Origin of the sequence: Brachybacterium ginsengisoli, from assembly GCF_002407065.1 — a bacterium.
GTDB lineage: Bacteria > Actinomycetota > Actinomycetes > Actinomycetales > Dermabacteraceae > Brachybacterium > Brachybacterium ginsengisoli.
Window position 1 is genome coordinate 3,714,945 of sequence record NZ_CP023564.1, and the last position, 23,249, is coordinate 3,738,193.

Annotated in this window: 23 protein-coding genes; 6 read left to right on the forward strand and 17 right to left on the reverse strand. The window is 73.8% G+C overall.

Going from position 1 to position 23,249, the window contains the following annotated elements; translation table 11 throughout:
- Window positions 1-22: 22 nt before the first annotated feature.
- Complete coding sequence (locus CFK41_RS16580; RefSeq protein WP_096800674.1) at window positions 23-814, forward strand: IclR family transcriptional regulator; 792 nt, start codon at window positions 23-25, stop codon at window positions 812-814.
- A gap of 29 nt (window positions 815-843) precedes the next feature.
- Here CFK41_RS16580 and CFK41_RS18010 read toward each other — a convergent pair whose 3' ends face one another.
- On the reverse strand, window positions 844-1,374 hold the full coding sequence (locus tag CFK41_RS18010) for an SRPBCC domain-containing protein (RefSeq protein ID WP_169928857.1): 531 nt from the start codon (window positions 1,372-1,374) through the stop codon (window positions 844-846).
- Window positions 1,371-2,084, reverse strand: a complete 714-nt coding sequence (locus CFK41_RS18015) for a hypothetical protein (protein ID WP_096800675.1) — start codon at window positions 2,082-2,084, stop codon at window positions 1,371-1,373. The genes CFK41_RS18010 and CFK41_RS18015 overlap by 4 nt, the downstream gene beginning before the upstream one ends.
- 66 nt (window positions 2,085-2,150) lie before the next feature.
- On the opposite strand from CFK41_RS18015, the gene CFK41_RS16595 reads away from it, so the two are divergent.
- Window positions 2,151-3,428, forward strand: a complete 1,278-nt coding sequence (locus CFK41_RS16595) for an MFS transporter (protein WP_096800676.1) — start codon at window positions 2,151-2,153, stop codon at window positions 3,426-3,428.
- A 51-nt stretch (window positions 3,429-3,479) separates the two neighbouring features.
- Here the strand turns inward: CFK41_RS16595 and CFK41_RS16600 are convergent, their stop codons facing one another.
- The 3 genes from CFK41_RS16600 to CFK41_RS16610 form a co-directional block, all read right to left on the reverse strand.
- A complete protein-coding gene (locus tag CFK41_RS16600) occupies window positions 3,480-4,745 on the reverse strand; it encodes an MFS transporter (protein WP_227873128.1) in 1,266 nt (421 codons plus the stop codon).
- A 100-nt stretch (window positions 4,746-4,845) separates the two neighbouring features.
- On the reverse strand, window positions 4,846-5,463 hold the full coding sequence (locus tag CFK41_RS16605; RefSeq protein WP_227873129.1) for a DinB family protein: 618 nt from the start codon (window positions 5,461-5,463) through the stop codon (window positions 4,846-4,848).
- 49 nt (window positions 5,464-5,512) lie between these two features.
- The gene (locus CFK41_RS16610) at window positions 5,513-6,088 is read right to left on the reverse strand and encodes a mycothiol transferase (protein ID WP_096800677.1); all 576 of its coding nucleotides are present in this window, start codon (window positions 6,086-6,088) and stop codon (window positions 5,513-5,515) included.
- A gap of 118 nt (window positions 6,089-6,206) precedes the next feature.
- Here CFK41_RS16610 and CFK41_RS16615 point away from each other — a divergent pair, with 118 nt between their 5' ends.
- Window positions 6,207-7,175, forward strand: coding sequence for a helix-turn-helix transcriptional regulator (locus CFK41_RS16615; RefSeq protein WP_096800678.1), 969 nt, complete (start codon window positions 6,207-6,209; stop codon window positions 7,173-7,175).
- On the opposite strand, the gene CFK41_RS16620 is transcribed toward CFK41_RS16615, so the two are convergent.
- The 3 genes from CFK41_RS16620 to CFK41_RS16630 form a co-directional block, all read right to left on the reverse strand.
- A complete protein-coding gene (locus CFK41_RS16620; RefSeq protein ID WP_096800679.1) occupies window positions 7,138-7,953 on the reverse strand; it encodes a sulfite exporter TauE/SafE family protein in 816 nt (271 codons plus the stop codon). The genes CFK41_RS16615 and CFK41_RS16620 overlap by 38 nt on opposite strands.
- A gap of 76 nt (window positions 7,954-8,029) precedes the next feature.
- Window positions 8,030-8,704, reverse strand: coding sequence for a dihydroxyacetone kinase subunit DhaL (gene dhaL / locus CFK41_RS16625; RefSeq protein WP_096800680.1), 675 nt, complete (start codon window positions 8,702-8,704; stop codon window positions 8,030-8,032).
- 10 nt (window positions 8,705-8,714) lie between these two features.
- Window positions 8,715-9,713 carry a dihydroxyacetone kinase subunit DhaK gene (locus CFK41_RS16630; RefSeq protein WP_096800681.1) on the reverse strand — a complete coding sequence of 333 codons (999 nt, stop codon included), beginning with the start codon at window positions 9,711-9,713 and terminating at the stop codon, window positions 8,715-8,717.
- A 148-nt stretch (window positions 9,714-9,861) separates the two neighbouring features.
- Between CFK41_RS16630 and CFK41_RS16635 the strand changes: the two genes are divergently transcribed.
- Together CFK41_RS16635 and CFK41_RS16640 are read left to right on the forward strand one after the other, a co-directional pair.
- Window positions 9,862-10,458 (forward strand): hypothetical protein, encoded by a 597-nt coding sequence (locus CFK41_RS16635; RefSeq protein ID WP_096800682.1) that lies wholly within the window; start codon window positions 9,862-9,864, stop codon window positions 10,456-10,458.
- 78 nt (window positions 10,459-10,536) lie between these two features.
- Window positions 10,537-11,211 carry a histidine phosphatase family protein gene (locus CFK41_RS16640; RefSeq protein ID WP_096801154.1) on the forward strand — a complete coding sequence of 225 codons (675 nt, stop codon included), beginning with the start codon at window positions 10,537-10,539 and terminating at the stop codon, window positions 11,209-11,211.
- 74 nt (window positions 11,212-11,285) lie between these two features.
- Here the strand turns inward: CFK41_RS16640 and CFK41_RS16645 are convergent, their stop codons facing one another.
- Together CFK41_RS16645 and CFK41_RS16650 are read right to left on the reverse strand one after the other, a co-directional pair.
- Window positions 11,286-12,737, reverse strand: coding sequence for a sulfatase family protein (locus CFK41_RS16645; protein WP_096800683.1), 1,452 nt, complete (start codon window positions 12,735-12,737; stop codon window positions 11,286-11,288).
- 397 nt (window positions 12,738-13,134) lie between these two features.
- Entirely contained in the window at window positions 13,135-14,154 is a 1,020-nt protein-coding gene (locus tag CFK41_RS16650; RefSeq protein WP_151904872.1) for an aldo/keto reductase, read from the reverse strand.
- Window positions 14,155-14,370: 216 nt separating this feature from the next.
- On the opposite strand from CFK41_RS16650, the gene CFK41_RS16655 reads away from it, so the two are divergent.
- Entirely contained in the window at window positions 14,371-15,642 is a 1,272-nt protein-coding gene (locus CFK41_RS16655) for an alpha-L-fucosidase (RefSeq protein WP_096800684.1), read from the forward strand.
- A 21-nt stretch (window positions 15,643-15,663) separates the two neighbouring features.
- On the opposite strand, the gene CFK41_RS16660 is transcribed toward CFK41_RS16655, so the two are convergent.
- The 7 genes from CFK41_RS16660 to CFK41_RS16690 all read right to left on the reverse strand — a co-directional run bounded on the left by CFK41_RS16660 (window position 15,664) and on the right by CFK41_RS16690 (window position 23,211).
- Window positions 15,664-16,755, reverse strand: a complete 1,092-nt coding sequence (locus CFK41_RS16660; protein ID WP_096800685.1) for a dioxygenase family protein — start codon at window positions 16,753-16,755, stop codon at window positions 15,664-15,666.
- A 65-nt stretch (window positions 16,756-16,820) separates the two neighbouring features.
- The gene (locus CFK41_RS16665; protein WP_096800686.1) at window positions 16,821-17,579 is read right to left on the reverse strand and encodes a sirohydrochlorin chelatase; all 759 of its coding nucleotides are present in this window, start codon (window positions 17,577-17,579) and stop codon (window positions 16,821-16,823) included.
- Window positions 17,576-18,457 (reverse strand): uroporphyrinogen-III synthase, encoded by an 882-nt coding sequence (locus tag CFK41_RS16670; protein WP_096800687.1) that lies wholly within the window; start codon window positions 18,455-18,457, stop codon window positions 17,576-17,578. Before CFK41_RS16670 ends, CFK41_RS16665 begins: the two co-directional genes overlap by 4 nt.
- On the reverse strand, window positions 18,454-19,314 hold the full coding sequence (gene cobA, locus CFK41_RS16675) for a uroporphyrinogen-III C-methyltransferase (RefSeq protein WP_096800688.1): 861 nt from the start codon (window positions 19,312-19,314) through the stop codon (window positions 18,454-18,456). The genes CFK41_RS16670 and cobA overlap by 4 nt, the downstream gene beginning before the upstream one ends.
- On the reverse strand, window positions 19,311-19,718 hold the full coding sequence (nirD, locus tag CFK41_RS16680; protein WP_096800689.1) for a nitrite reductase small subunit NirD: 408 nt from the start codon (window positions 19,716-19,718) through the stop codon (window positions 19,311-19,313). The genes cobA and nirD overlap by 4 nt, the downstream gene beginning before the upstream one ends.
- A complete protein-coding gene (gene nirB / locus CFK41_RS16685; RefSeq protein WP_174705974.1) occupies window positions 19,715-22,276 on the reverse strand; it encodes a nitrite reductase large subunit NirB in 2,562 nt (853 codons plus the stop codon). The genes nirD and nirB overlap by 4 nt, the downstream gene beginning before the upstream one ends.
- Window positions 22,273-23,211: a formate/nitrite transporter family protein gene (locus CFK41_RS16690; RefSeq protein ID WP_096800690.1), complete on the reverse strand. Its 939-nt coding sequence runs from the start codon at window positions 23,209-23,211 to the stop codon at window positions 22,273-22,275. Before CFK41_RS16690 ends, nirB begins: the two co-directional genes overlap by 4 nt.
- Window positions 23,212-23,249: the final 38 nt, after the last annotated feature.

The window sequence follows — 23,249 nt, forward strand, 5'->3', positions numbered from 1 at the left end:
GAGCATCGGAGACACTGTCCCCATGACCACCACCCCGCCCTCCGAGGCCTCCCCCGTCGGCAGCGTCGACAAGGCGCTCACCCTGCTCGAGCTCCTCGCCGCGGCCGGCCCCGAGGGAACCACGCTGCGGGACATCGCCGCGCGGAGCGGGTTGAACAAGGCCTCGGTGCACCGGCTGCTGCGGGCGCTCATGCACCGCGGCTTCGCCGAGCAGTCCGACGGGGACCAGCTCTACCGCCTGAGCACCGCGGCGCTCGGCCTCTCCCACGCCTTCGGCGCCGGCGAGAACCTCCCGGCCCTGTTCGCCCCGGCCCTGGCGAGCGTCTCCGAGCACACCCAGGAGCTGGTGCACCTGGGGCAGATGGACGGCGCCCGGGTGCTCTACCTCGACAAGGTCGAGCCCCAGCGCACGCTGCGGGTGTGGTCCCGGATCGGCAGCCGCGCCCCGGCGGCGCGCACCGCGATGGGCCGCGCGATGCTCGCGGCCGACGGGATCCGCGGCGAGGCCCTGGCGGCGTACGCGCAGGCCACGGAGTCCGCCGACGGCGGCAGCGTGATCACGGCGGAGCACCTGGCCGAGGTGGTGTCGGTGACGGCGGACCGCGGCTGGTCCACCGAGATCGAGGAGAACGAGCAGGGCATCGCCTGCGTGGGCGTCGCGCTGGTGCGCCCCGGCGGCCGCTCCCTCGCGGTGAGCGTGACCGGGCCGATCGAGCGGATGGACGAGCGGCGCCGCGGCGAGGTCGGGGAGCTGCTGCGCGAGCAGCTCACCCGCCTGGCGCCGCTGGACTTCACGGTCGCCGCGCTCGGCTGATCCCGGCGGCGCCCGCCCGAGGCGGCGGCTCAGCCGGCGAGCGCCCCGTACGCCTCGGAGAGCACCATGTAGTGGCTGTCCCAGACGTCCTTGCCGGGGATGTCGCCGCCGGTCACGGCGCCGATGAGCCGGTCGAGGTACCACTCCCAGCCCGGGCCGACATGCTGCAGCATCTCGCGGGGCACGTCGTGGTGACGCAGGACCACCTGCGTGGATCCCGGCCCGTCGGCCGCGGCGCCGAGCTCGAGGCTCAGCCGCCAGGAGTCCTCCCCCATCGACGAGCTGACCGTGACCCGGCGCTCGGGCTCGCAGGCGTGGATCGTGTACTCCGAGGTGCTCGCCTCGCCGGGCTCCGCGGTCATGGTGACCTCGACGGAGCCGGTGGCGGGATCCCCGGTGTACGTCCCGTACCAGGTGGCCAGGAGGTCGGAGCGGGAGACGTGCTCCCAGATCCGGCGGGCCGGGGCGGGCACGGTGCGGGTGAGCGCGAGGTCGCGGCCCTCCCCGGTGAGCGCGCCGGCGAGGGGGCGAGAGGCGGCGGGGCTGTCGGGAATGGTCACGAGACCTCCAGGGCGTTCGCGGATCGTCGGCGGGACGTCCGCATCTGCACGAGCTCGCCGATCACGCTGCCGATCCCGAGCGCGACCAGGGCGGCGATGAGGGTCGTGAGCAGGGACAGCTCGGGGACGTCCAGGCCGGCGACCACGTGGAGCGCGTGCAGCACCGTCCTGCCCGCGGTGAGGAGCGCGGCGACGATCCCGGCGGCGGCCACGCCGAACTGCAGCCCGCGCACGCGTCCCGCGGCGGCGACCAGGAAGCCGACGATCGCGGCGAGGGCCACGCCCTCGAACACCACCGCGGCGCCGATCGCCAGGATCGAGGAGGTCAGACCCAGGAGCTCCGGCAGGGCGTCCCCCGGGGCGCCCAGGCCGATCAGCAGGCAGGATCCGATGCCGATGGCGGCGGACCAGGTGGTGCCGTCCTCGAGCACGAACACCAGCACACCGGCCACGGCCGCCGCCAGCAGACCCAGCACGATGAGCGCCCCGCTCACCACGGGCAGCGCACCGGAGGGACCGGTCGCCATCCGCAGGACCATGACGAGCACGCCCACCAGCAGACCGAGGCCCATCGCGAGCCCGGCACCGTTCCAGGCACGCCGCGGCCCGGCGATCGCCGCGCCGGCGAGGGCGAAGGAGAGCGGGACGGCCAGCAGCACGGCCGTGAGCGCGCTCGCGAGGAGCTCGGCGGGGACCAGGTCGTAGGTCATGCTCCATGATCCCCCGGACGGCGGGGTGTCGGTGCGGTCTTCCCGGAATCGGGATATCGTCCTCGGATGCCGCAGGCCGCCGAACGTGCCGAGTCCGATGCCTCTTCCGTCACCGCGCCCGACACGCAGCGCGGCGTCCCCTACCGGGTCCTGATCTGGCTCGCCGTCGCGACCTTCACCACCGGGATCGACGGCTACGTGCTGGCCGGGCTGCTGCCGGACATCGCCTCGGACCTCGAGGTCACCGCCGCCGCCGCAGGACAGCTGGTAGCCGCCTTCGCCCTCACCTCCGCCCTCGCCGGTCCGCTGCTCGGCGCGCTGACCAGCGGCTGGGAGCAGCGCCGCACGATCCTCATGGCGCTGGCGACCTTCATACTCGGCAACATCCTCAACGCCCTCGCCCCCACCTACGCGGTCGCGCTCGGCGGCCGGGTCGTCGCCGCGCTCGGCGGCTGCCTGCTGGGCGCGGCGGTGACCGGGTACGTGGTGCACCTGGTGGCACCGCAGCACCGCGGCCGGGCGCTGTCCTTCGTGCTCGGCGGTTGGATGACCGCGACCGCTCTCGGCGTGCCCGTCGGCCTGATCCTCGGCCAGTCCAGCTGGCGCCTGCCGCTGCTGATGGTCTCCGTGGTGGGCCTCGCGGCGCTGACCGGGATCGCTCTGCGCCTGCCCCATCTGCGCTACCCCTCCACCTCGCTCGCCGAACGGCTGCGCCCTCTCGCCCGGCCGCGGCTGGTGGGCGGGCTGCTGGTCTCCACCGGAGTGCTCTGCGCGAGCTACACCTGCTTCACCTACGCGGTGCTGATCCTCCAGCCCTCGCACCCGGCGAGCTGGATGATCATCGTGATCATGTGCGCGTACGGCCTGGCGAGCATGGCCGGCAACGCCGTGACCGGGCGCCTGGTGGACCGCTTCTCGCCGGTGCGGGTGCTCACCGTGGTGCTCGCGCTGCTGCTGGTCAACTCCCTGTTCGGGGCGCTCTCCCTGACGGTCGCGGCACCGGCGGCCGTGGCTGTGCTCAGCCTGGTGTGGTTCCTCGTGGCGGGCGTGGGCAACGGCGGCCACGCCGTCCCCCAGCAGACCCGCCTGGCGGCCATGGCGCCCGCATCGGTGCCGGTGGTGATGGCGCTGAACGCGAGCGCGATCTCGCTGGGCAGCGCCCTCGGCGGCGGGCTCGGCGGCGTCGCCCTGACCGTGGGTCTCGGGCCCGCGCACCTGCCGCTGGTGGCCGCCGGGGTGCTGGCCGTGACGATCCCGCTGCACCTGCTGGTGGCGTGGTCCGCGCGGCGGGCGGATCGGGTGGCGCTCGGGGCACCGTCGGCCGACGGGGCGCGGCTCAGCTGATCGCAGGGCCCGGCGCTCGGCGGCCGGCAGAGCCGGTTGCGACGGGCGGGCTCAGTCGGCCACGGACCGCGGGTGGGAGCGACGCTCCACGAGGTGCCACGTCCACAGCAGCGAGCCGGCCACCACGAAGACCACGGCCGCGACGGCGACCACGGTGAGGCTCCCGGTGATCAGCGGCGCGATGACCCCGGAGAGCAGGGCGTTGACGACCAGGGTGAAGAAGGTCCCCAGCGACGCGGCGGCGCCGCGGTGGTGCGGGAACAGGTCCAGGATCTCCAGCTGGATCGGGGCGAAGAACAGCGAGGCCGTGAAGGACATCAGCATCGGCCCCACCAGCACCGGGATCAGGGAGGCGTCCAGCTGCCCGGAGGGGTCGGGGAAGACCATCACCAGCACCAGGTTCAGGCCGCTGGTGAGCAGGGTGCCCAGGTAGCCGAGGGTGATCAGGCGGGTGCGGTCCATCGCGCCGGCCGCACGACCCACCACGAACGAGCCCGCCATCATACCCACGATCAGCGGGCCGAACAGCACCCAGAAGTCCTGCTCCCCCAGCCCCAGCAGGCGCACGACGATGATCGGCGCGGCGGCGACGAACACGAAGTGGGCGGCGAAGCCGAGCGCGGTCGCGAGCGCGATCCGCACCATCGTCCCTGAACGGCCCACCTCCCAGAGCGAGCCGACCACGGAGCCGAGCCGCAGCGGGATGCGGGCGCTGCGGGGCAGCGACTCGGGCATCAGCGCGGTCAGCACCATCACCAGCACTCCGTACAGGCCGACGCCCGCGAACACCCAGCGCCAGTCCCCGAGCAGAAGCAGCCATCCGCCGAGCATCGGCGCGATCACGGGCGACAGCGCGAAGATCATCATGACCTGCGCCATCAGGCGCTGCGCCTCGGCCCCGGCGAAGAGGTCGCGGATCACCACCCGCGAGACGATCGTGGCGGCGCCGGCGCTCATCCCCTGCAGCACCCGCAGCGCGATCAGCATGCCCATCCCCGAGGCGAGGACCGCGCCGAACATCGCCAGGATGTAGATCGCGAGGCCCGTGAGCATCACGGGCTTGCGGCCCAGGGCGTCCGAGAGCGGGCCGTGGAACACGCTCATCACCGCGAAGGACGCGAGGTAGACGCTGATCAGCTGCTGCAGCACCACGTCCGAGGCACCGAACTCCTGCCCGATCTGCGTGAACGCCGGGAAGACGGTGTTGATGGTGAACGGCCCGAGCATGCCCAGCGCCGCGAGGGTGAGGGTGATGCGGGCGCCGGCGGCGCGACGGGGCGAGGGTGCTGCGGGATCGGCCGCCGCCGGGGTGGTCACCCCAGGAGCCTAGGGGCCCTGGGGGCTGCGGGGCATCGGCCTCTCACGCCTCGGCGCCGGGCACCGCCTGCGAGGCGGCGCCCGGCATCCTGCGGGGTGCTCACTCCCGATGCGCCCACAGGTCGCGCAGCAGCGCGATCTCGGCGAGGTGGTGGATCAGCTCGCGGTTGATGTGGGCGACGAGCGTGGCGCGCGAGGAGGCGGCGTAGGGCCCCTCTGCCTCGCCGACGGCGATCTGGAGGGCGTCCGCGTCCCAGCTGCGCACACCGGCGATCCAGCGTTCGTACTCGGCATCGAACTGGGCGAGGGCTTCGTCAGCCGTGGCGGCGTAGTCCCAGCTCAGGTAGTCCGCGGGCGGGCCGCCGAAGTGGGAGTGGCTGCGCACGGCGAGCACGCCCACGATGACGTGCCCGAGCCGCCACGCGATCGTGGTGAACGGAGCGGGCGTCGGCTCGGGCCTCTCGAAGTCGATGGCCATCGCTCCGGAGCCGCCCTGGAGACGGTTCGGCGCGAGCTCCTCGTCGGGGATCCGGGGGTGGACGGTCCAGGCCTTCCCGGCAGGGGTCGGATCGAAGAGGTACTCCTCGTCCGTGAGGCCCTCCAGCCGCGGGCGCAGCTGCGCGCGGATGTCGAACTCGATCTGGTCGATGAGCACGGTGGGCAGGTCGCCGTCGGTGCCGAGCGTCTCCCCGGCAGGAGCGGTCGCGTCGGTGGTCAAGGGGTCCTCCTCAGGTCGTGGGATCGAGGTGTCGTCGAAGCCGAGGGGATCACCAGCCGGCCGGCGGCCAGGTCTGCCCGGCGGCGAGGGCGTTGAGCTCGTAGGCGGTCTTCCCGTCGAGGCTCTCGCGCACGATGTCCGCGTGACCGGCGTGGCGGGCGTGCTCCTCGATCTGGTGCGTGGCGTACCAGCGCATGCTCCAGCTGGTGCGGCCCTCGAACCAGGGCGCCTCGGGCACGGGACCGAGGGTGTCGAGGTCGGCCGCGCGGATCGCTGCGGCCAGATCCTCCCCGGCCCGGTGGAGCTCCTCGATGAGGGACTCCGCCGTGTCCTCGTCGCGCAGGGCCTCGGGCGCGAGCCCGCCCTCGCGCTGGGCCTGCTCGGGGGTGCGCTCGGGGTCCAGGCCCGGACCGGGCGCCGCGGCGATGGTCAGCGCCGCACCGCCGGCGACGAACGCCACGTGGCGGGCCAGGGCCCCGAGGCTCAGCCCCGAGGCGCTCGGGACCTGGGCGAGCTGCTCGCGGTCGAGACCGTGGAGGGTGGTCGCGACCTGCTCGATCTGCTGCTGGGCGAAGGTGGCGAGGGTGTCGGCCTCGCCGGTGGACTCGGCGGTCAGGAAGGGCATCGGGGTCTCGTCTCTGTGTGCTGGCCGCGCAGTTCGCGCCGCCGTCCGGGGTGGTCGAGAACCACTCTGCCCACCGAAGCGGACAGCTTCTGTCCGCGAAGTGGAGGAGACTTCCTCCATGAGCGATGTGACGACGAGAGCGCTGCGGCTCCTGGCCCTGCTGCAGTCGAGGTCGGTGTGGACCGGGCCCGACCTCGCGCTCGAGATGGGCGTGACCACGCGGACGGTGCGACGGGACGTGGACCGGCTGCGGGAGCTGGGCTACCCGGTGCTGACCTCGGCGGGGCACGGCGGCGGCTACCAGCTCGGCGCGGGCCGGGCGCTGCCGCCCCTGCTGCTGAGCTCGAGCGAGGCCGTCGCGGTCGCGGTGGGGCTGCGCCTCGCCGCCGCCAGCGCGGTGGACGGCCTGGACGAGGAGGCGCTGCGGGCGCTCGCGGCGCTGGACCGGATCCTGCCGGCGCCCGTGCGCGCGGAGGTCGGCGCGATCACCGAGGCGATGGGCGTGATCTCCCGGCCCGCCGCCGGCATCCGCTCCGAGGTGCTGATGACGCTGGCCACCGCGGTGCGCGACGGCGTGCGGGTGCGGGTCGACTACGAACGGGCCGACGGCGAGCGCGCCGAGCGCCGCCTGGAGCCCCACCGGGTGCTGTCGATGGAGGGCCGCTGGTACCTCTTCGCCTGGGACCTGGACCGCGAGGACTGGCGCACCTTCCGCCTGGACCGCATGCTCGCCGTGCACGCCTCGACCTTCGCATTCACGCCGCGCCCCACCCCGGACATCGAGGCGGCGGTGCGGGAGTCGATCACCGTGGGCGCCTATCCGCACTCGGTGACGGTGCGGATCCTGGCCCCTCTCGAGGAGATCGCCCCGCAGGTCCCGGCGCGCGCGGGCACGGTCACGGCCGACGGGCCGGATGCCTGCGTGCTGCGCGCCGGGGCCGGCGAGCTGCACTGGGTGGTGATGCACCTGGCCCGCATGGGGGCGCCGATCGAGGTGATCGACCCGCCGGAGCTGCTGGAGATGATCCAGGGGGTCGGCGAGTGGGCGCTCAGAGCGCGAGCAGGCCGATCGCCGAGGCCACGGTGAGCACCAGCACCAGGTTCTCGAACACCTTCTGCGGGATGCGCCGGGCCACCTTCGCCCCGACGTAGGCGCCGATCAGCACCAGCGGGACCAGCATCGCGTCCATCACCAGCACGCTGGGCGTGATCAGACCCAGCCCGGCGGAGAAGGGGAGCTTGAAGATGTTGACGATCGCGAAGTACCAGGCGGAGGTGCCCAGGAAGGTCAGCACCGGCAGCCGCATCGCGTAGAAGTACATCGACATCACCGGCCCCGCGGCGTTCGCGACCATGGTGGTGAAGCCGCCGAGCAGGCCGTAGCCGATGCCCTGGACCGTGGCCGCCCGGCCGGGCTGGGAGCCCTGCGCGACCTCGGGGGCCGGGGCGTCGGCCGGGCGAGCGGCGGCGAGCCGCTGGGCGCGATGGCGGCGCCAGACGGTCACCGCCACCAGGACCAGCAGGATCACGCCGATGGTGGCCCGCACGGCGTCGCCGTCGGCGTAGGCGAAGTAGAAGACCCCGATCACCACGCCCACCATGGCGCTGGGCAGCAGGCGCAGCAGGGTGCGCACATCGGGCTCGCGGCGATACACCCACAGCGCGGTCATGTCTCCGACGATCAGCAGGATCAGCAGCGCGGCGGTGGACTCCTTGGCGGGCATGGCCAGGGCGAAGAGCCCCACGGCGAGCGTGCCGGCGCCGGGCAGGGCGGTCTTGGCGGTGCCCACGATCAGGGCGCCGAGGGCGATCAGGATCCAGGGACCGGCGCCGAGCGAGGGGATCAGCGCGAGGAGGTCGGACATGGAGCGAAAACCTACCAGCGTCCGGATCCGGGCGTCCCCGAGGTCCACCCCGCGCGGCCGGGGTCCTACCCGAGTCTCAGGAGATCCAGCCGGTCTCCACCTCGCCGCCGTCGACGGCGGCCCGCGCAGCACCGATGACCAGGGCCATCGCTGCGGCTCCGGGGTCGATGACGCCCTTGGACACCTCGCCCACGTAGCTGGCGCGACCACGCCGGGCGGTGCTGTCCGCGGTGGCGCGGGCGGCCTCGACGGCGGCCCGTTCCGCGTCCGCGAGGGCGGCGGCGGGCTCGGCCCCTGCCTCGATCGCCTCGCGGAGGGCCGCGATGGCCGGGGCGAGGGAGTCGATCATCGTCTTGTCCCCCACCTCCGCCTCGCCGTACTTCTGCACGACGGCCTGCCCGGCGGCGAGGGCGTCGGCGAGCTGGGCGAGGGTGGGGACGGCGCCCTCCTCCCCCGCCTTGGCGAGGTCGCGGAAGAACATGCCGAACAGCGGCCCGCTGGTGCCGCCCACGCCGAGCCACGCCATGGACATCGCGCTCACCCACTGGCGGTAGGTGGTGGGGGCGTCCGCCTCGAGGTTGCCGGTGGCGAGCTTCATGGCGGTGCGGACATTGGTGCCGAAGTCGCCGTCGCCGGCGCGGCGGTCGAGATCCCCGAGGGCGTCGGCCGCGCCGGAGAGGGTCGCGTGGAGGCCGGTGATGAAGTCGCTGCCGAGGCCCTCGGGCAGAGGCTGGGTGGAGGTGTCGGTCATGTCGGGCTCCTTACCAGGTCAGGGCGGGGGTGCGGACGGGGGCGTCCCACAGCGAGCGGGCCTCGTCGTCCAGCGGCATCAGCGTGATCGAGACGCCGTGCATGTCGAGGCTGGTGACGTAGGAGCCGACGAGGGATCGCTCGATCGCGATGCCGCGGTCCGCGAGGCGATGGTGCAGGGCCCGGGCCACGAGGTTCAGCTCCAGCGGGTAGGTGCCGCCGAGCCCGTTCACGATCGCGAGCACCTCCTCGCCGCGCTGCAGCGAGAGCTCCTCCCGCAGCGGGTCCAGCAGCAGGTCGGTCAGGCCGTCGGCCGAGGTGAAGGGGACGCGGCCGCGGCCGCGCTCCCCGTGGATGCCCACGCCCAGCTCGATCTCGTCGTCGGCGAGCGTGAACTGGGGCTCGGAGTCCCCGGGATGGGTGCCGGCGGAGAGCGCGAGGCTCATGGTGCGGGCGCGGGAGGCGGCCCGACGACCGATGGCGGCGACCTCGGAGAGGCTCGCCCCGGCCTCGGCGGCGGCGCCGCAGAGCTTCTCGACGATGACGGTCGCGGCCGTGCCGCGGCGGCCCGGCCCGGTGCCGTCCTCGGTGTCGGTGGCGAGGTCGTCGTCCACGAGCACGATCTCGGTGTCGATGGCGTCGTCGCCGCTGATCTCCCCGGCGATGCGGAAGTTCAGCACATCGCCGGTGTAGTTCTTGACGATCTGGACCACACCGCGGCCCGCGTCGGCCGCTTTGGTGGCCTCGAGGACCTGCAGGGCGGTGGGGCTGGCGAAGACGGCGCCGGCGACCGCGACGTCGAGCATGCCGGTGCCCACGAAGCCGGCGTGCAGCGGCTCGTGCCCGGACCCTCCGCCGGAGACCAGGCCCACCTTGTCCTGCGCGCGCGTGCGGCGGGTGACGTAGCGGTGCTCCTGATTCAGCTCGAGCAGCAGCGGGTGGCTGAGCACGAGGCCCTCGAGGGCCTCGGGGACCAGGTCCTCGGGATCGTTGACGATGCTGCGACGCATGGAGGCTCCTTCCGGGAGCGGCCGGGATCCCGAGCCTAGCCTCGCGGCGCGCGGCGGGACAGCGGAACCGGCCGAGCGGACCGGCAGGGTGCGGCGGAGATCCGCGAATCCCGGTCGGAGGCGACAGACGATGCCTAGGATCATGCCCATGTCCCAGGTCATCCCCGTCCCGCGCCGGTGGGCGCTGCTGGTCGCCCTCGCCGCGGCCCTCGTGCTCACGCTCGTGGGCGCCCCGGTGGCTCACGCCTGCAGCTGCGACCCGCGCACCTTCGAGGAGGCGGTCGAGGGCACCGACCTGATCGCGGACATCACCATCCAGCACCGGATCGACGGCACCGACGGCGGGACCACCTACTACGCCGCCGTGGACACGGTGTGGCAGGGCGAGACCTCCCGCACGATCGAGTTCTCCACCGAGGAGGCGATCGCCTCCTGCGGGCTCGGGGAGCTCGAGGACGGCACCAGCCTGCTGGTGTGGGCGAGCGGGGCCGACGGCCAGTACTCGAGCTCCTGGTGCGCGCTCCCGGTGGATGCCGGCCCGGACGTCCGTGCACGCCTCACCCAGGAGCTCGGCTCCCCCGCGGACCTCTCCGACCAGCCCATCCCTCGGTCGGAGCACCCTGCACCGTTCTCCACGCGCAAGGCTGCACTCCCCCTCGCGATCCTGGCGGGAGCCGGAGTGCTCGTGGCAGGAGCCGGCGGGATCGCGGTGGGGGCGGTGCTCCTCCTGCGCCGCCGCCGCTGAGCCTCGCCCCGTCCGTCCGTCCGTCCGTCCGTCCACAGGACTCTCCCCCGGGACGACTCGCCCCGTACAGTGCTGGACATGCGTCTTCTCCTCATCCGCCATGGTCAGACCCCCAGCAACGTCGACGGCATCCTCGATGCCGGCTATCCCGGCCCGGGGCTGACCGCCCTGGGGAGGGCCCAGGCCGAGGCGGTCCCCGAGGCGCTGCGCGACGAGGACATCGCCGCGATCCACGTCTCCCGCCTGGTGCGCACCCACGAGACCGCCGCACCGCTCGCGGCGGCGCGGGGCCTCAGCCCCTTCCTCACCGAAGGGCTGGAGGAGATCAGCGCCGGCCAGTACGAGCAGCGCCGCGACCGCGAGGCCGTCGAGGCGTATCAGCAGAACCACGCCCGGTGGAGCGCGGGCGAGTTCACCGAGGGCGTCCCCGGCGGGGAGACCGGGGACCAGTTCTGGGCGCGCTACACCGGCGCGCTGCGGCACATCGCCGCACTCCACGCGGCGGATGCGACCGTCGCGGTGGTCAGCCACGGCGCCGCCATCCGCGTGTTCGCCGCCGTGGTGGCCGGGCTCGAGGCGGCCTGCCTCGACGAGCGCCCGCTGTTCAACACCGGCATGGTCACCCTCACCGGCCACCCCGACGAGGGCTGGGTGCTCGAGGAGTGGCTGAGCACCCCGCTGGGCGGCGAGCACCTGCTGCAGGGAACCGCGCACGACGTCACCGCGGACCAGGAGGCCGAGGCGGCGGTCTGAGCCACCCCTCCCCACGCACGACGGAGCCCGACACCCCCTGACGGGGTGTCGGGTTCGGTCGTTGCCTGCGACCCTCAGGCCATCGGCCACTCCAGCCGCGGGGTGTCCGGGCCCTCGTAGGGGGCGTCCCCCACCTCGGCCTGCATCTGCGCGGTGAGCTCCTGGAGCTCGCCGAGCACCTGCACGTACGCCGGTTCGGTCGCCACGTTGGTCATCTCGTGCGGGTCGGCGACGAGATCGTAGAGCTCGTCCTCGACGGGCATGATGCGGTCCGACGAGCCGGGGGTGCCCAGGCCGTCGTTGTAGTACCGGATGTACTTGTGGGTGGGGGTGCGCACGCCGTAGTGGGCGGGGGCGTGGTGCTCGGGGTCGTCATGCTCCCAGTAGCGGTAGTAGACGGCCTGGCGCCAGTCCTCGACGTCCTCGCCGCGCAGCTGGGCGAGGAAGCTGCGGCCCTGCTGGTCAGGGAGGCCCGAGAGCTCGGCGCCGGCGGCCTCGAGCAGGGTCGCGGCGAAGTCCACGTTGGAGACGACGTCGGTGACGTGGGAGCCGGCCGGGACCTGCGCGGGCCAGCGCACCAGCATCGGCATCGTCAGGGACTCGTCGAGCATCAGTCGCTTGTCGAACCAGCCGTGGTCTCCGAGGAAGAAGCCCTGGTCGGAGGTGTAGATGACGATGGTGTTCTCGGCGATGCCCTGCTCGTCGAGATGGTCGAGGATCTCGCCCACCGAGTCGTCGACCGCCTGCACGCAGCGCAGGTAGTCGCGCATGTAGCGCTGGTACTTCCACGACGACCGGGCGCGGCGCGCCTCCTCGCCCTCGCCCTCGAGCTCGGCGGGCAGCTCGTCCTTGTAGTCCGTGGGCCGCAGGTCGTCGAGCTGCATCGCGACCTCGCGCACCACCTGGGCGCGGGTCTCGTGCTCGTCCCACATGGTCTCGGGCTCGGGGATGGTGCCGGCCTCGTACATCCCGTCGTAGCGGGGATGCGGGATCCAGGGCCGGTGCGGGGCCTTGTGGTGCACCAGCAGGCAGAACGGCTTCTCGGGGTCACGGGCGTCCAGGAAGTCCAGGCTCTGGCGGGTCACGATGTCCGTCGCGTAGCCCGCGACCTTCTCCTCGCCGTCGGGACCGGCCATGACCGGGTCGAAGTAGTCGCCCTGACCGGGGAAGATCCGCCAGTCGTCGAAGCCGCGGGGCCGTGCCACCTCGGTGTGCCCGAGGTGCCACTTGCCGTACAGCGCGGTCTGGTAGCCGCACTCCTGGAGCACCTCGGGGAAGGTGTGCACCCGGTAGTCGAACTCGGAGTAGATCGAGGGGGCGCGGTTGATGTGGCTGTAGGTGCCGGTGAGGATCGAGGCGCGCGAGGGGGTGCAGATGGCGTTGGTGCAGTACACCGCGTCCATCCGCGCGCCCTCGTCGGCCAGGCGGTCCATGTGCGGGGTGGTGTTCACACGACTGCCGTAGGCGGAGATCGAGTGGGCGGCGTGGTCGTCGCTCATCACGAACACGATGTTGGGGCGGGTCATCGGGGGTGCTCTCCTCGAGGGCGGGGCGGAGTCGGGTCAGGGGCCGAGGCACGCCCGGTGCAGGGTCGGGCCGGGCGAGGGTCGGGCCGGGCGAGGGTCGGCCAGGCAGGCGTCGGGCCAGGCAGGCGTCGGGCCAGGCGGGCGTCGGGCCAGGCGGGCGTCGGGCCAGGCGGGCGTCGGGCCAGGCATGGGGGCGAGTCGGGGCAGGTCCGATGGAACGCCATTGTGCGCCCCACTTCCAGCCGTGGAAGCCAGGCGCACAATGGCGGGTCGGGGCCGGACCGGGGCCGAACCGGGGCCGGGTCCCGACCGACTGAACCGAACGCCGACCGACGGAACGGGGCGTCGACCCAGGCCCGTACCCCGGCCCCGGCCGACGCCCCTCTCCCCCGACGGGTCACCAGCGCGGGTGGATGTCCTCGCGCAGCAGCTCGTCGTAGGTCTCGTGCACGGCGGTGTCGAAGCGGGCGATGACCTCGGCCTGCTCGTCGGTGGGCGCGCTGCCGGCGGCGGCGTTGCGGCGGGCCTGGTCCCCGCTGCTCGCGCCGGGGATCGCGGCGGTGACGCCGCTGCGGGAGACGATCCAGCGCAGGCTGGCCTCGGGCAGGGGCATCGCGCCGTCGAGCGAGCGCTCCAGGCGGGCGACCGCCTCGAGGCCGGTGGCGTAGTCGACGCCGGAGAAGGTCTCGCCCTGGTCGAAGGCCTCGCCGCCGCGGTTGAAGTGGCGGTGGTCGTCCTCGGCGAAGCGGCTGTCCGCGGAGAACTTGCCGGTCAGCAGCCCGGAGGCGAGCGGCACGCGGGCGATGATCGCCACGCCCCGGCTCTCGGCGAGGGGCACCACCTCGTCCAGGGGCTTGAGGCGGAAGGGGTTGAGGATGATCTGGATCGAGGCGAGGTGCTCGCGCTCGAGGCTGATCAGCGCCTCCTCGCAGGTCTCGACGCTCACGCCCCAGGCGGCGATCCTCTTCTCCTCGGCGAGGGTGTCGAGCACGTCGAACACCCGGTCGTCGCGGTAGACGGCCGGCGGCGGGCAGTGCAGCTGGACGAGGTCCAGGGTGTCCATGGCGAGGTTCTTCCGCGAGCGCTCCACCCAGGCCCGCAGGTTCTCCTCGGTGAAGGTCTCCGGAGCGAAGGGGTCCGCGCGACGGGAGGCCTTGGTGGCGAGGAACGGCAGGTCCTGGGGTGCGGCGCCGCCGTCCGCGAGGCGGCTGCGCATCGCGCCGACCAGCCGTTCGCTGCGGCCGTCGCCGTAGACGTCGGCCGTGTCGAAGAAGCTCACGCCGGACTCGCGGGCCGTCTCGAGGACCTCCTGGGCGGAGGCATCGGTGACCTCTCCCCAATCGGCCCCGATCTGCCAGCATCCCTGCCCGATCACGGACAGCGGGCGGCCCAGCCGGGACGGCGTGCGGTGCTGCATGGACATCATCGACCTCGCATTCATCGGATGCCGCCGGGTGCGGCTCCGTCGGACAGTCTCCCAGGTTCTGCACCACTCCGGGGGTCCCGGTTCGCGCCATGGCCTTCGGGCCGTCCCTCGAATCTCCGTCGCGTCGGGAGCCTTCGTCCTGCGCGAACCAGGAATGCACCGCGGAACCACTTCCCAGAGGTCCGATCTTTCTGGAAAGCTGTGCGCATGGCATCACCGACGATCCTCCGCCCCTCTCCCGAACAGCTCGCCTGGCAGAAGGCCGGCTTCGGCGTCTTCTTCCACTTCGGCGTGAACACCTTCGCCGGGAAGGAGTGGAGCGATGGGACGATCCCCGCCGCCGACTTCGACCCCACCGAGCTCGATGCCGACGAGTGGGTGCGCGCCGCACGCGACCTGGGCGCCGCCTACGTGGTGCTCACCGCCAAGCACCACGACGGGTTCTGCCTGTGGCCCACCGGGACCACCGCCTACTCCGTCGCCTCCTCCCCCTGGAAGGACGGGAAGGGCGATGTGGTCGCCGAGGTCGCCGAGGCCTGCCGTCGCCACGGGATGAAGCTGGGCCTGTACCTCTCGCCCTGGGACCGCAACGCCGAGTGCTACGAGGACGCCGCCGCGTACGACGCGTTCTACCTCGCCCAGCTGCGCGAGCTGTGCACCCGCTACGGCGACCTGTTCGAGCTGTGGTTCGACGGCGCCGGCTCCGCAGGCCGCGAGTACGACTGGGACGGGATCGGCGAGCTGATCGCCGAGCTGCAGCCCGGCGCGATGGTCTTCAACATGGGCCCGGCCACCATCCGCTGGGTGGGCAACGAGGACGGCCTCGCGGCGGATCCCTGCGAGTACGTCACCGACTCCACCGACCTCAACAACTACGACGAGGACGTGGTGGGCATCGGCGCTCAGCGCTACCTGCCCCCGGAGTGCGACGTCTCGATCCGCCGCGGCTGGTTCTGGCAGCCGGGCGAGGAGCCCAAGACCCTCGGGCACCTCCTGGGCATCCACGACCGGTCCATCGGCCTGGGCGCGAACCTGCTGCTGAACGTCCCGCCGGACCGACGCGGCCGCCTGGACGCCGAGGACCTCGCCCGCATGACCGAGTTCGGCGAGGCCCTGCGGGCGCGCTTCGGCGACGGCCGCGAGGCGACCCTCGAGGTCACCGAGGGCGGCGCCACGGCGACCCTGCCCGAGGCGGCCCGCTTCGATCACGTCGAGCTGCGAGAGGTCCTCACCGAGGGCCAGCGCGTCACCGCCCACCGCGTCCTCGCGGCCGACGGCACGGTGCTCGCCGAGGGCGCGACGATCGGCGTGCGCCGCATCCACCGCCTGCCCGAGGCGGTCGAGCTGGACTCCCTGCGCATCGAGGTCGAGGGGACGGGCCCCGTGCTCGAGGCGGTCATCGTCCACGACGCGACCGGTGCGCCGGTGCCGGATCTGGACGAGGGCTACCGCGCCCCGACCGAGGCGCCCCTGGACTGACCCGCGCCGACCCTCGCCGCCTCAGCCCTCCCCGCCGTCGGAGGCGGATCCCGGGGCGGCGGGCCGGTCCCCGTCGGCCGGCGGATCACCGGCCGGCGGATCGCCCGCGGGCGGCTCGCCGCCGGGAGCTCCCCCGCCGCCCATGCCACCGGCCTCGGGCTCTGTGGTGGTGTCGATCGGGACGTCGATGCTGAAGGCGTAGCCGCTGTCCTCGTCGCCGGTGAGCCGGGCGAGCTGCTGGTCGTGGCCGTCGGAGAAGATGCCGTCGGTCTCGAGCGTGAGCTGGTCGAGGTTCTCGGCCGAGCCCACGTACTCGGGCCGTGCGTAGACCGCGGTGACGGCGTCCTCGGGCAGGGCGATCTGGGAGGTGAGGAGGGCGTTGCCGGCGTCGACGATCGACTCCGCGTCCGGGAACACCTCGAAGTGCAGGTGGGGCCAGCGCCCGGCGTAGCAGCCGGGGACGATGCTGGTGAAGGTGACCTTCCCGCTGCCATCGGTGATCTGCACGCCGCGCAGGTAGGTCTCGTCCTCCACGCCGGAGGTGTACATCGAGTACCGGCCCTCGGCGTCGCACTGCCACAGGTACACCGCCGCGCCCTCCATCGGCACGTCGCCGCCGGCCATGTCGATGAGGGACATCGTGATCTCCAGCGGCACGCCGTCGGCGGTGGTGGTGGAGTCGATGCTGGTGGTGATGTCGCTGCGCTCCACGTCGCTGGTCTCCAGCACGTCCGCGCCGTTGGAGCCGTCGCCCGGGTAGGGGCCGGCGGTCTCACCGGGCATCTCGGTGAGGCTCGAGGAACCGGAGCCGCCGTCGCTCGCGCCTCCCCCGTCGCTCGCCGAGGTGCCGTCGGTCGCCGAGGCGTCGTCGCCGGTGCTGCAGGCGGCGAGGACGGCCGCGACGCTGCCTGCGCCGAGCACGCCGAGCGCTCCGCGGCGGGAGACGAGCGTGCCCATGTCGAAGGCGAGGCCCTGGTCCTCGACGTCCTCCTCGGGGTGGGGCAACATACGACCTTCGAAGGCGGCCGGCGGGGCGGCGTGCGCGACGTCGTCAGAGTGCTCGTGCGCTGCCGGGTAGGCGCGGTGGTTGCGGGGGCCGGGGGTGTGGTCCATGGCGGTCCTCTCGGTCACGGTGGGTGAGGGGAGGGACGCTAGGACCGCCGCCTGTGGGGGTACTGCTACCCCGCCGTGACCTTCCGGGGGTCCGCCCGGGAGAACCCTGGGATCCGCTTCCGCGCCGGGAGGGTGGCGAGCGCCTCCCGGTGCCGCATCGCCGCCACCCGGATCACCTCGTGGTGGTCGCCGAGCGGCGCGCTGACGAGGTCCGCGCCGGCACCTCGCACCAGGTTCGCGAAATGGCCCGGGGCCAGCACATAGCTCGCGGCGATCACCCGCAGCGCACCGGCCTCGCGGGCGGCCTCGACGGCCTCGGGGATGGTGGGCGCGCACCCGGCCCCGTATCCGATGCTGACCGGGCAGGGCAGGCGGGCGGCGAGCAGATCGCGCGTGTGCTCCACGGCACGCGCCGCGGCGGGATCGGAGGAGCCGGCTGCGGCGAGCACCACCTGATCGCCCGGCCGATGCCCGGCGTCTCCCCCGCTGAGCGCGGCCAGCCGGTCCCGCAGCGCGAGCACCAGCGCGGGGTGCGGGCCGAGCGCCGCGGCGGCGACGGCGCGCGGATGGGGCAGGACGGCCCCGGCGATGTCCACGGAGGTGTGGAACCCGGTCGAGAGCAGCAGCGGAACCACCACCACAGGCTCCCCGGCAGCGGCCGCGCGGGAGACGACGCGGGCCACCTCGGGCAGCTCGACGTCCACATAGGCCTCGTGCACGGCCGCGTCCGGGACGGCCAGGGCGAGCTTCTCCCGGATCCGCGCGATCACGGCGCGCCCCTCCGGGGAGCTGGTGCCGTGGGAGCAGGCGATGAGCGCGGTCATGAGGCCTCCTGGGTCACGCGTGCGGCGGGATCGAAGTGCTCGACGACGGCCCGCACCAGAGCGCCCATCCGGCTGCGGGTGGGCAGCAGCGCGGGCAGGCCCCGCGCCTGCAGGGGCGCGGCGGTGAGGGGGCCGACGGCCGCCATCAGCAGCTCGCCGGCGCGGACGCGGGCGGCGAGACGGGGCAGGGCCCCGGCCCGTTCGGCGGCGCGCAGCCAGTTCTCGGTGCCGGGGGCTGCGGTGAACAGGACCGCGTCGACGGTGCCGTCGGCCGCGGCGAGCACGGAGCGGTGCACGGCGGCGGGGTCGCGCGGCGGGCCCCAGCGGTAGACGGTCAGGGCCACCACGTGGGCGCCGGCGGCGGCGACCGCGGCATCGAGTCCGTCGGCTCCGGAGCCGTGGTGCTGCACGGCGACGCGACGGCCCTGCAGGTCCAGGTCCCGGAGGTGGGCGATCACCTCGGCGGAGGTGCCCTCGTCGGCGACCCAGTCCACCTCGAGCCCGACGGCCTGGGCGGCGCCGCGAGCCTTGGGGCCGCGGGCGAGCACGCGGGTTCCGGCGAGCGAGGTGCGCAGCGCGGGGCCGACGCCGGCGGCGTCGGCCGCCTCGAACCAGCCGCGCATGCCCACGCCGGTGGTGGCCACGAGCACCTCGGGCGCGCGGGCGATGAGATCGGCGGTGCGGGCCAGCAGGTAGGGGTCGTCCACGTGCGGGATCATGCTCATCGCCGGGGCGTGCAGGATCTCGGCGCCGTGGCGGGTCAGCGCCGCGGCGAGCTCCTCCGCCCGACGGTCCAGGGCGAGCACGAGGCGCCGCCCCTCGAGGGCGTCGGAGAGCCGCGGCGGAGTGAGGCCACGGGGGCTCGGGCCGGCGCTCATGCCGCGTGCTCCGCGGTGGGCAGCGCGGTGGGCGCGGTGGCGGGCTCCGTGGTGGACGGGGTGGCGGCCAGCGTCGCGGGCGGCGCCGCCGCGACCGGCTGCAGCAGCTCAGGGCGGGCCACCTCGCCGATGACGATCACGGCGGGGCTGCGCACCTGCGCGGCGGCCGCGGCGTGCACCGCCCCGGCGAGGGTGGTGCGGGTGGTGCGCTGGCGCGGGGTGTGCCCGTTCTCGATGATCGCGACCGGCCGCTCCCCCGGCACCTCGTGCGCGAGCGCCGCGGCGACCAGCGCAGGCAGGGCCGCGACGCCCATCAGCACCACGGTGGTCACGGCGCGGTCCGCGAGCGCGGCGAGGGTCGCGTCGGAGGGCCCGCGCGGGCCCGTCAGGTCGTGGCCGCTGACCAGGTGCACGGTGGAGGAGATGCCGCGGTGGGTGACGGGCACCCCCGCGGCCTGGGGAACGGCGACCGCGCTGCTGATCCCGGGGACCACCTCGGCCTCGATCCCGGCCTCCCGGCAGGCGAGCACCTCCTCGCCGCCGCGGCCCAGCAGGAACGGGTCCCCGCCCTTGAGGCGCACCACCGCGCGGCCCGCGAGGGCGTGCTCGAGGATCAGGGCGTTGATCCCCTCCTGCGGGACGGGGTGATGGCCGGGCCGCTTGCCCACGTCGATCACGAGCGCCCCGGGGCGCAGCTCGGAGCGGATCTCGGCGCCGGGGCCCAGGCGGTCCACGATCACCACGTCGGCCGCTCGCAGCAGGCGCAGGGCGCGCACCGTGAGCAGGTCCAGCGGACCGGGCCCGCCGCCCACCAGCGCGACGGTGCCCCGCCCGACCGTCGTGCTCGGCCCGCTCATCGGGCGCCGCCGCGCAGCAGGTAGAGGTCGCCGTCGAGGGTGCGCACGGGCCAGACCCGCAGGCGTCGGACGTCCTTCCCGCGGGTGTTCACGCAGGTGCCGGAGCGGAGGTCGAAGACCTGCTTGTAGATCGGGGAGGCGATTGTGGGGCGGCCGCCGCGGGAGCCGACGATGCCGCGGGAGATGACGTTCGCGCCGGAGTAGGGGTCGTGGTTGTCCACCGCGCGGATGTCCCCGTCCGGCAGGAGGAACAGGGCCACCTGCTCCTCGCCCACCAGGGCGGCGCGCCCCCGCTCGACCTCGAGATGGCTCAGCGGGCACAGCCGCTCCCAGTTGGCGGCGAGCTGGGGCGCGAGCCCGGAGCGGGTCCGGGCGAGCGTCGCGGTGGTGAGGGTGCTGGTCATCTTCGTACCTCCAGGGTCGTGCCGGCGATCAGGATCCCGGGGCGCTCGCGCTCCTCGGGACGGGCGGGCCGCAGCTGGTCCCGTTCGGGGACGTAGGCGAGGCCGGGGTCGGGGGTGGTCGGGGCGTTGACGAAGGAGTCGAAGCGGGCGAGCTTCGCGGCGTCGGCGAGGGTCTCGGCCCATTCGTCGCGGTAGTTCTCCACATGGCGGTCCATCGCGGCGTCGAGGTCGGCGCAGAGTCCGAGGGAGTCGTCCATGACCACGGCGCGCAGCCCGTCGATCCCGCCGTCGAGCGCCTCGAGCCAGGGGGCGGTGCGCTGGAGCTTGTCCGCGGTGCGGGCGTAGTACATGAGGTAGCGGTCCAGGGTGCGGATCAGGGCGTCGTCGTCCAGGCCCTCGGCGAGCAGCTCGGCGTGGCGCGGGGTGGCGCCGCCGTTGCCGCCCACGTAGAGGTTCCAGCCCTGGGCGGTGGCGATGATGCCGGCGTCCTTGGCGCGCGCCTCGGCGCATTCGCGGGCGCAGCCGGAGACGCCGAGCTTGATCTTGTGCGGGGCGCGCAGGCCGCGGTAGCGCAGCTCGAGCTGCACGGCCATGGCGGTGGAGTCCAGCACGCCGTAGCGGCACCACGCGGAGCCCACGCAGGACTTCACGGTGCGCAGGGACTTGCCGTAGGCGTGGCCGGATTCGAAACCGGCGTCGACCAGGCGCTGCCAGATCTGCGGCAGCTGCTCGAGACGGGCGCCGAACATGTCCACCCGCTGGCCGCCGGTGATCTTGGTGTACAGGCCGTAGTCGCGCGCCACCTCGCCCACCACGATGAGCCCCTCGGGGGTGACCTCGCCGCCGGGCATGCGCGGGACCACCGAGTAGGTGCCGTCCTTCTGCATGTTGGCCATGACGTGGTCGTTGGTGTCCTGGAGGGTGGCGTTCTCGCCGTCCAGCACGTGCTCCCCGCCGAGCAGGGCGAGGATGCCGGCGAGCACGGGCTTGCAGATGTCGCAGCCGCGGCCGCGGCCGAACCGCTCGATGACGGCGCTGAAGGTGGTCAGCCCCGAGACGTGCACGGCGTCGAACAGCTGGCGGCGGGAGAGGTCGAAGTGCTCGCAGAGCCCGGTGCTGACCGTGCGGCCCAGCGCCGAGAGCTCGGAGCGGACCAGGGTGGTGACCATGGAGGTGCAGGAGCCGCAGGTGGCGCCGGCCCGGGTGCAGGCGGTGACGGCGGCGGCGTCGGTGCAGCCCTGCTCGCGCACGGCGTGGCGGATCGCGCCGGCGCTCACGGAGGAGCAGGAGCAGACCACGGCCTCGTCGGGAAGCTCGGCGGTGGGGGCCGCGGCGGCGCCGGCGGGCAGGAGATGCGCGGCGGGGTCGCCGCCGAGCGGCCCGCCCACCAGGGGGCGGAGCGAGCCGTAGGCGGAGGCGTCACCCACGAGCATCCCGCCCAGCAGGGTCTTCGCGTCGTCGGAGAGCACGAGCTTCTTGTGCACGCCGCTGACGGGGTCGGTGTAGACCACGTCGAGGGCGCCGGGGGTGGTGGCGAAGGCGTCGCCGAAGCTGGCCACGTCCACGCCGGAGAGCTTGAGCTTGGTGGAGAGGTCGTAGCCGGGGAAAGTGGCGTCCCCGCCGAGGATCCGGTCGCCGGCCACCTCGGCCATGGCGTAGCCGGGGGCGACCAGGCCCACGCACTGCCCCTCGAAGGAGGCGACCTCGCCGATCGCACGGATCGCCGGGTCGCTGGTGGTGCAGGTGGCGTCGATCCGCACGCCGCCGCGCTCCTCGCAGTCGACGCCGGCGGCACGGGCGAGCTCGTCGCGGGGGCGGACACCGACGGTGAAGACCACGAGGTCGGCGGGCAGCTCGCTGCCGTCGGCGAAGGTGACGGCGCGGGCTCGACCGTCGGCGTCCGGGAGCACGGAGGTGCTGCGGGACTCGGTGCGCACGGTGATGCCGCGGGCCTCGATGAGGCGGCGCAGCACCGCTCCGGCCGGGAGGTCCAGCTGAGCGGACATCAGCCGGTCGCTGGACTGGAGCACGGTCGCCTCGGCGTCCATGCCCTGGAGGGCGCCGGCCGCCTCGAGGCCCAGCAGCCCGCCGCCGACGACGACCCCGCGCACGGGCCGGCCGAGCTGGGCGGCGCGGGACTCGACGTGCTCGCGCAGCGCCTCGACGTCCTCCACGGTGCGGTAGACGAAGCAGCCGGGCAGCTCGGCGCCGGGGATCGGGGGCCGGGCGGCGCTGGACCCGGTGGCGAGCACCAGGTGGTCGTAGGGGTGGGTGGTCCCGGAGGCCGTGGTGACGGTGCGGGCGTCGCGGTCGATCGAGGTGGCGGGGTCGCCCTCGTGGAGGGTGACGCGGGGGTCGGCGAAGATCGTGGCGGGGAGGGTGAGCTGCTCGGGGCTGTGGTGCTCGAAGTAGCGGGTCAGGCCCACCCGGTCGTAGGGGTGGCGGGCCTCGTCGCCGAGCACGGTGATGCTGATCCGCTCCTCGGCGCGGGTGACCAGCGAGTCCACCAGTCGGTGCGCCGCCATCCCGGCGCCGATCACCACGATGCGGGCGCTCATCGCGGCGCTCCCACCAGGGCGGGGGTCTCGGCGGGGGCGTCCGTCGTGACGTCGGAGGGGGCGCCGGTGGCGGCGGGCGCCGCGGTGGCCGACGGGGCGGAGGCCGACGGGGCGGAGGCCGGGACGGCGCCGGCGAGCGCCGGGGTGCGTCGGCCGTGGGCGTAGAGCAGCGGGAGCCCCACCAGGGCCACGCCGCCCACGAGGTTGCCGAGGACCGTGGGGATCTCGTTCCAGATCAGGTAGTCCAGGAGCGTGAAGTCCGCGCCGAGCAGCAGGCCCGAGGGGAACAGGAACATGTTCACGATGGAGTGCTCGAAGCCCATGTAGAAGAAGAGCATGATCGGCATCCACATGCAGGCGATCTTCCCGAGGATGTTGTCGGTCATGAACGCGCCGACCACACCGGTGGAGACCATCCAGTTGCACAGCACCGCGCGGACGAACAGGGTGAGCATGCCGGCGGCGCCGTGATCCGCGTAGCCGACGGTGCGGCCGTGGCCGATCTCGGAGATCGCCTCGCCCACAGGGCTCGGCGCGGAGGAGAAGCCGTAGGTGAAGTAGATGGCCATCAGCACCGCGACCATGAACGCGCCGAGGAAGTTGCCCACGAACACCAGGCCCCACACCCGCAGGATCGAGCGGACGCTCACCCCGGGCCTGCGGGCGATCAGCGCCATCGGCATCAGCGTGAACACGCCCGTGAGCAGGTCGAAGCCCAGCAGGTACAGCATGATGAAGCCGACGGGGAACAGCAGCGCGCCCAGCAGCGGCTGACCGGTCTGGGTGGAGACGGTGACGGCGAAGGCGGCGCCGAGGGTGAGGATCGCGCCGGCCATGAAGGCTCGCAGCAGCGTGACGGGGGCGGAGTAGGTGACCTTCGAGGCGCCGGCGGCGGTGAGCCGATCCACCAGATCAGCAGGCTGGATGTAGGACATGGCTGCTCCTTGCACGAGGGGAGGATGGTCATGTCCCG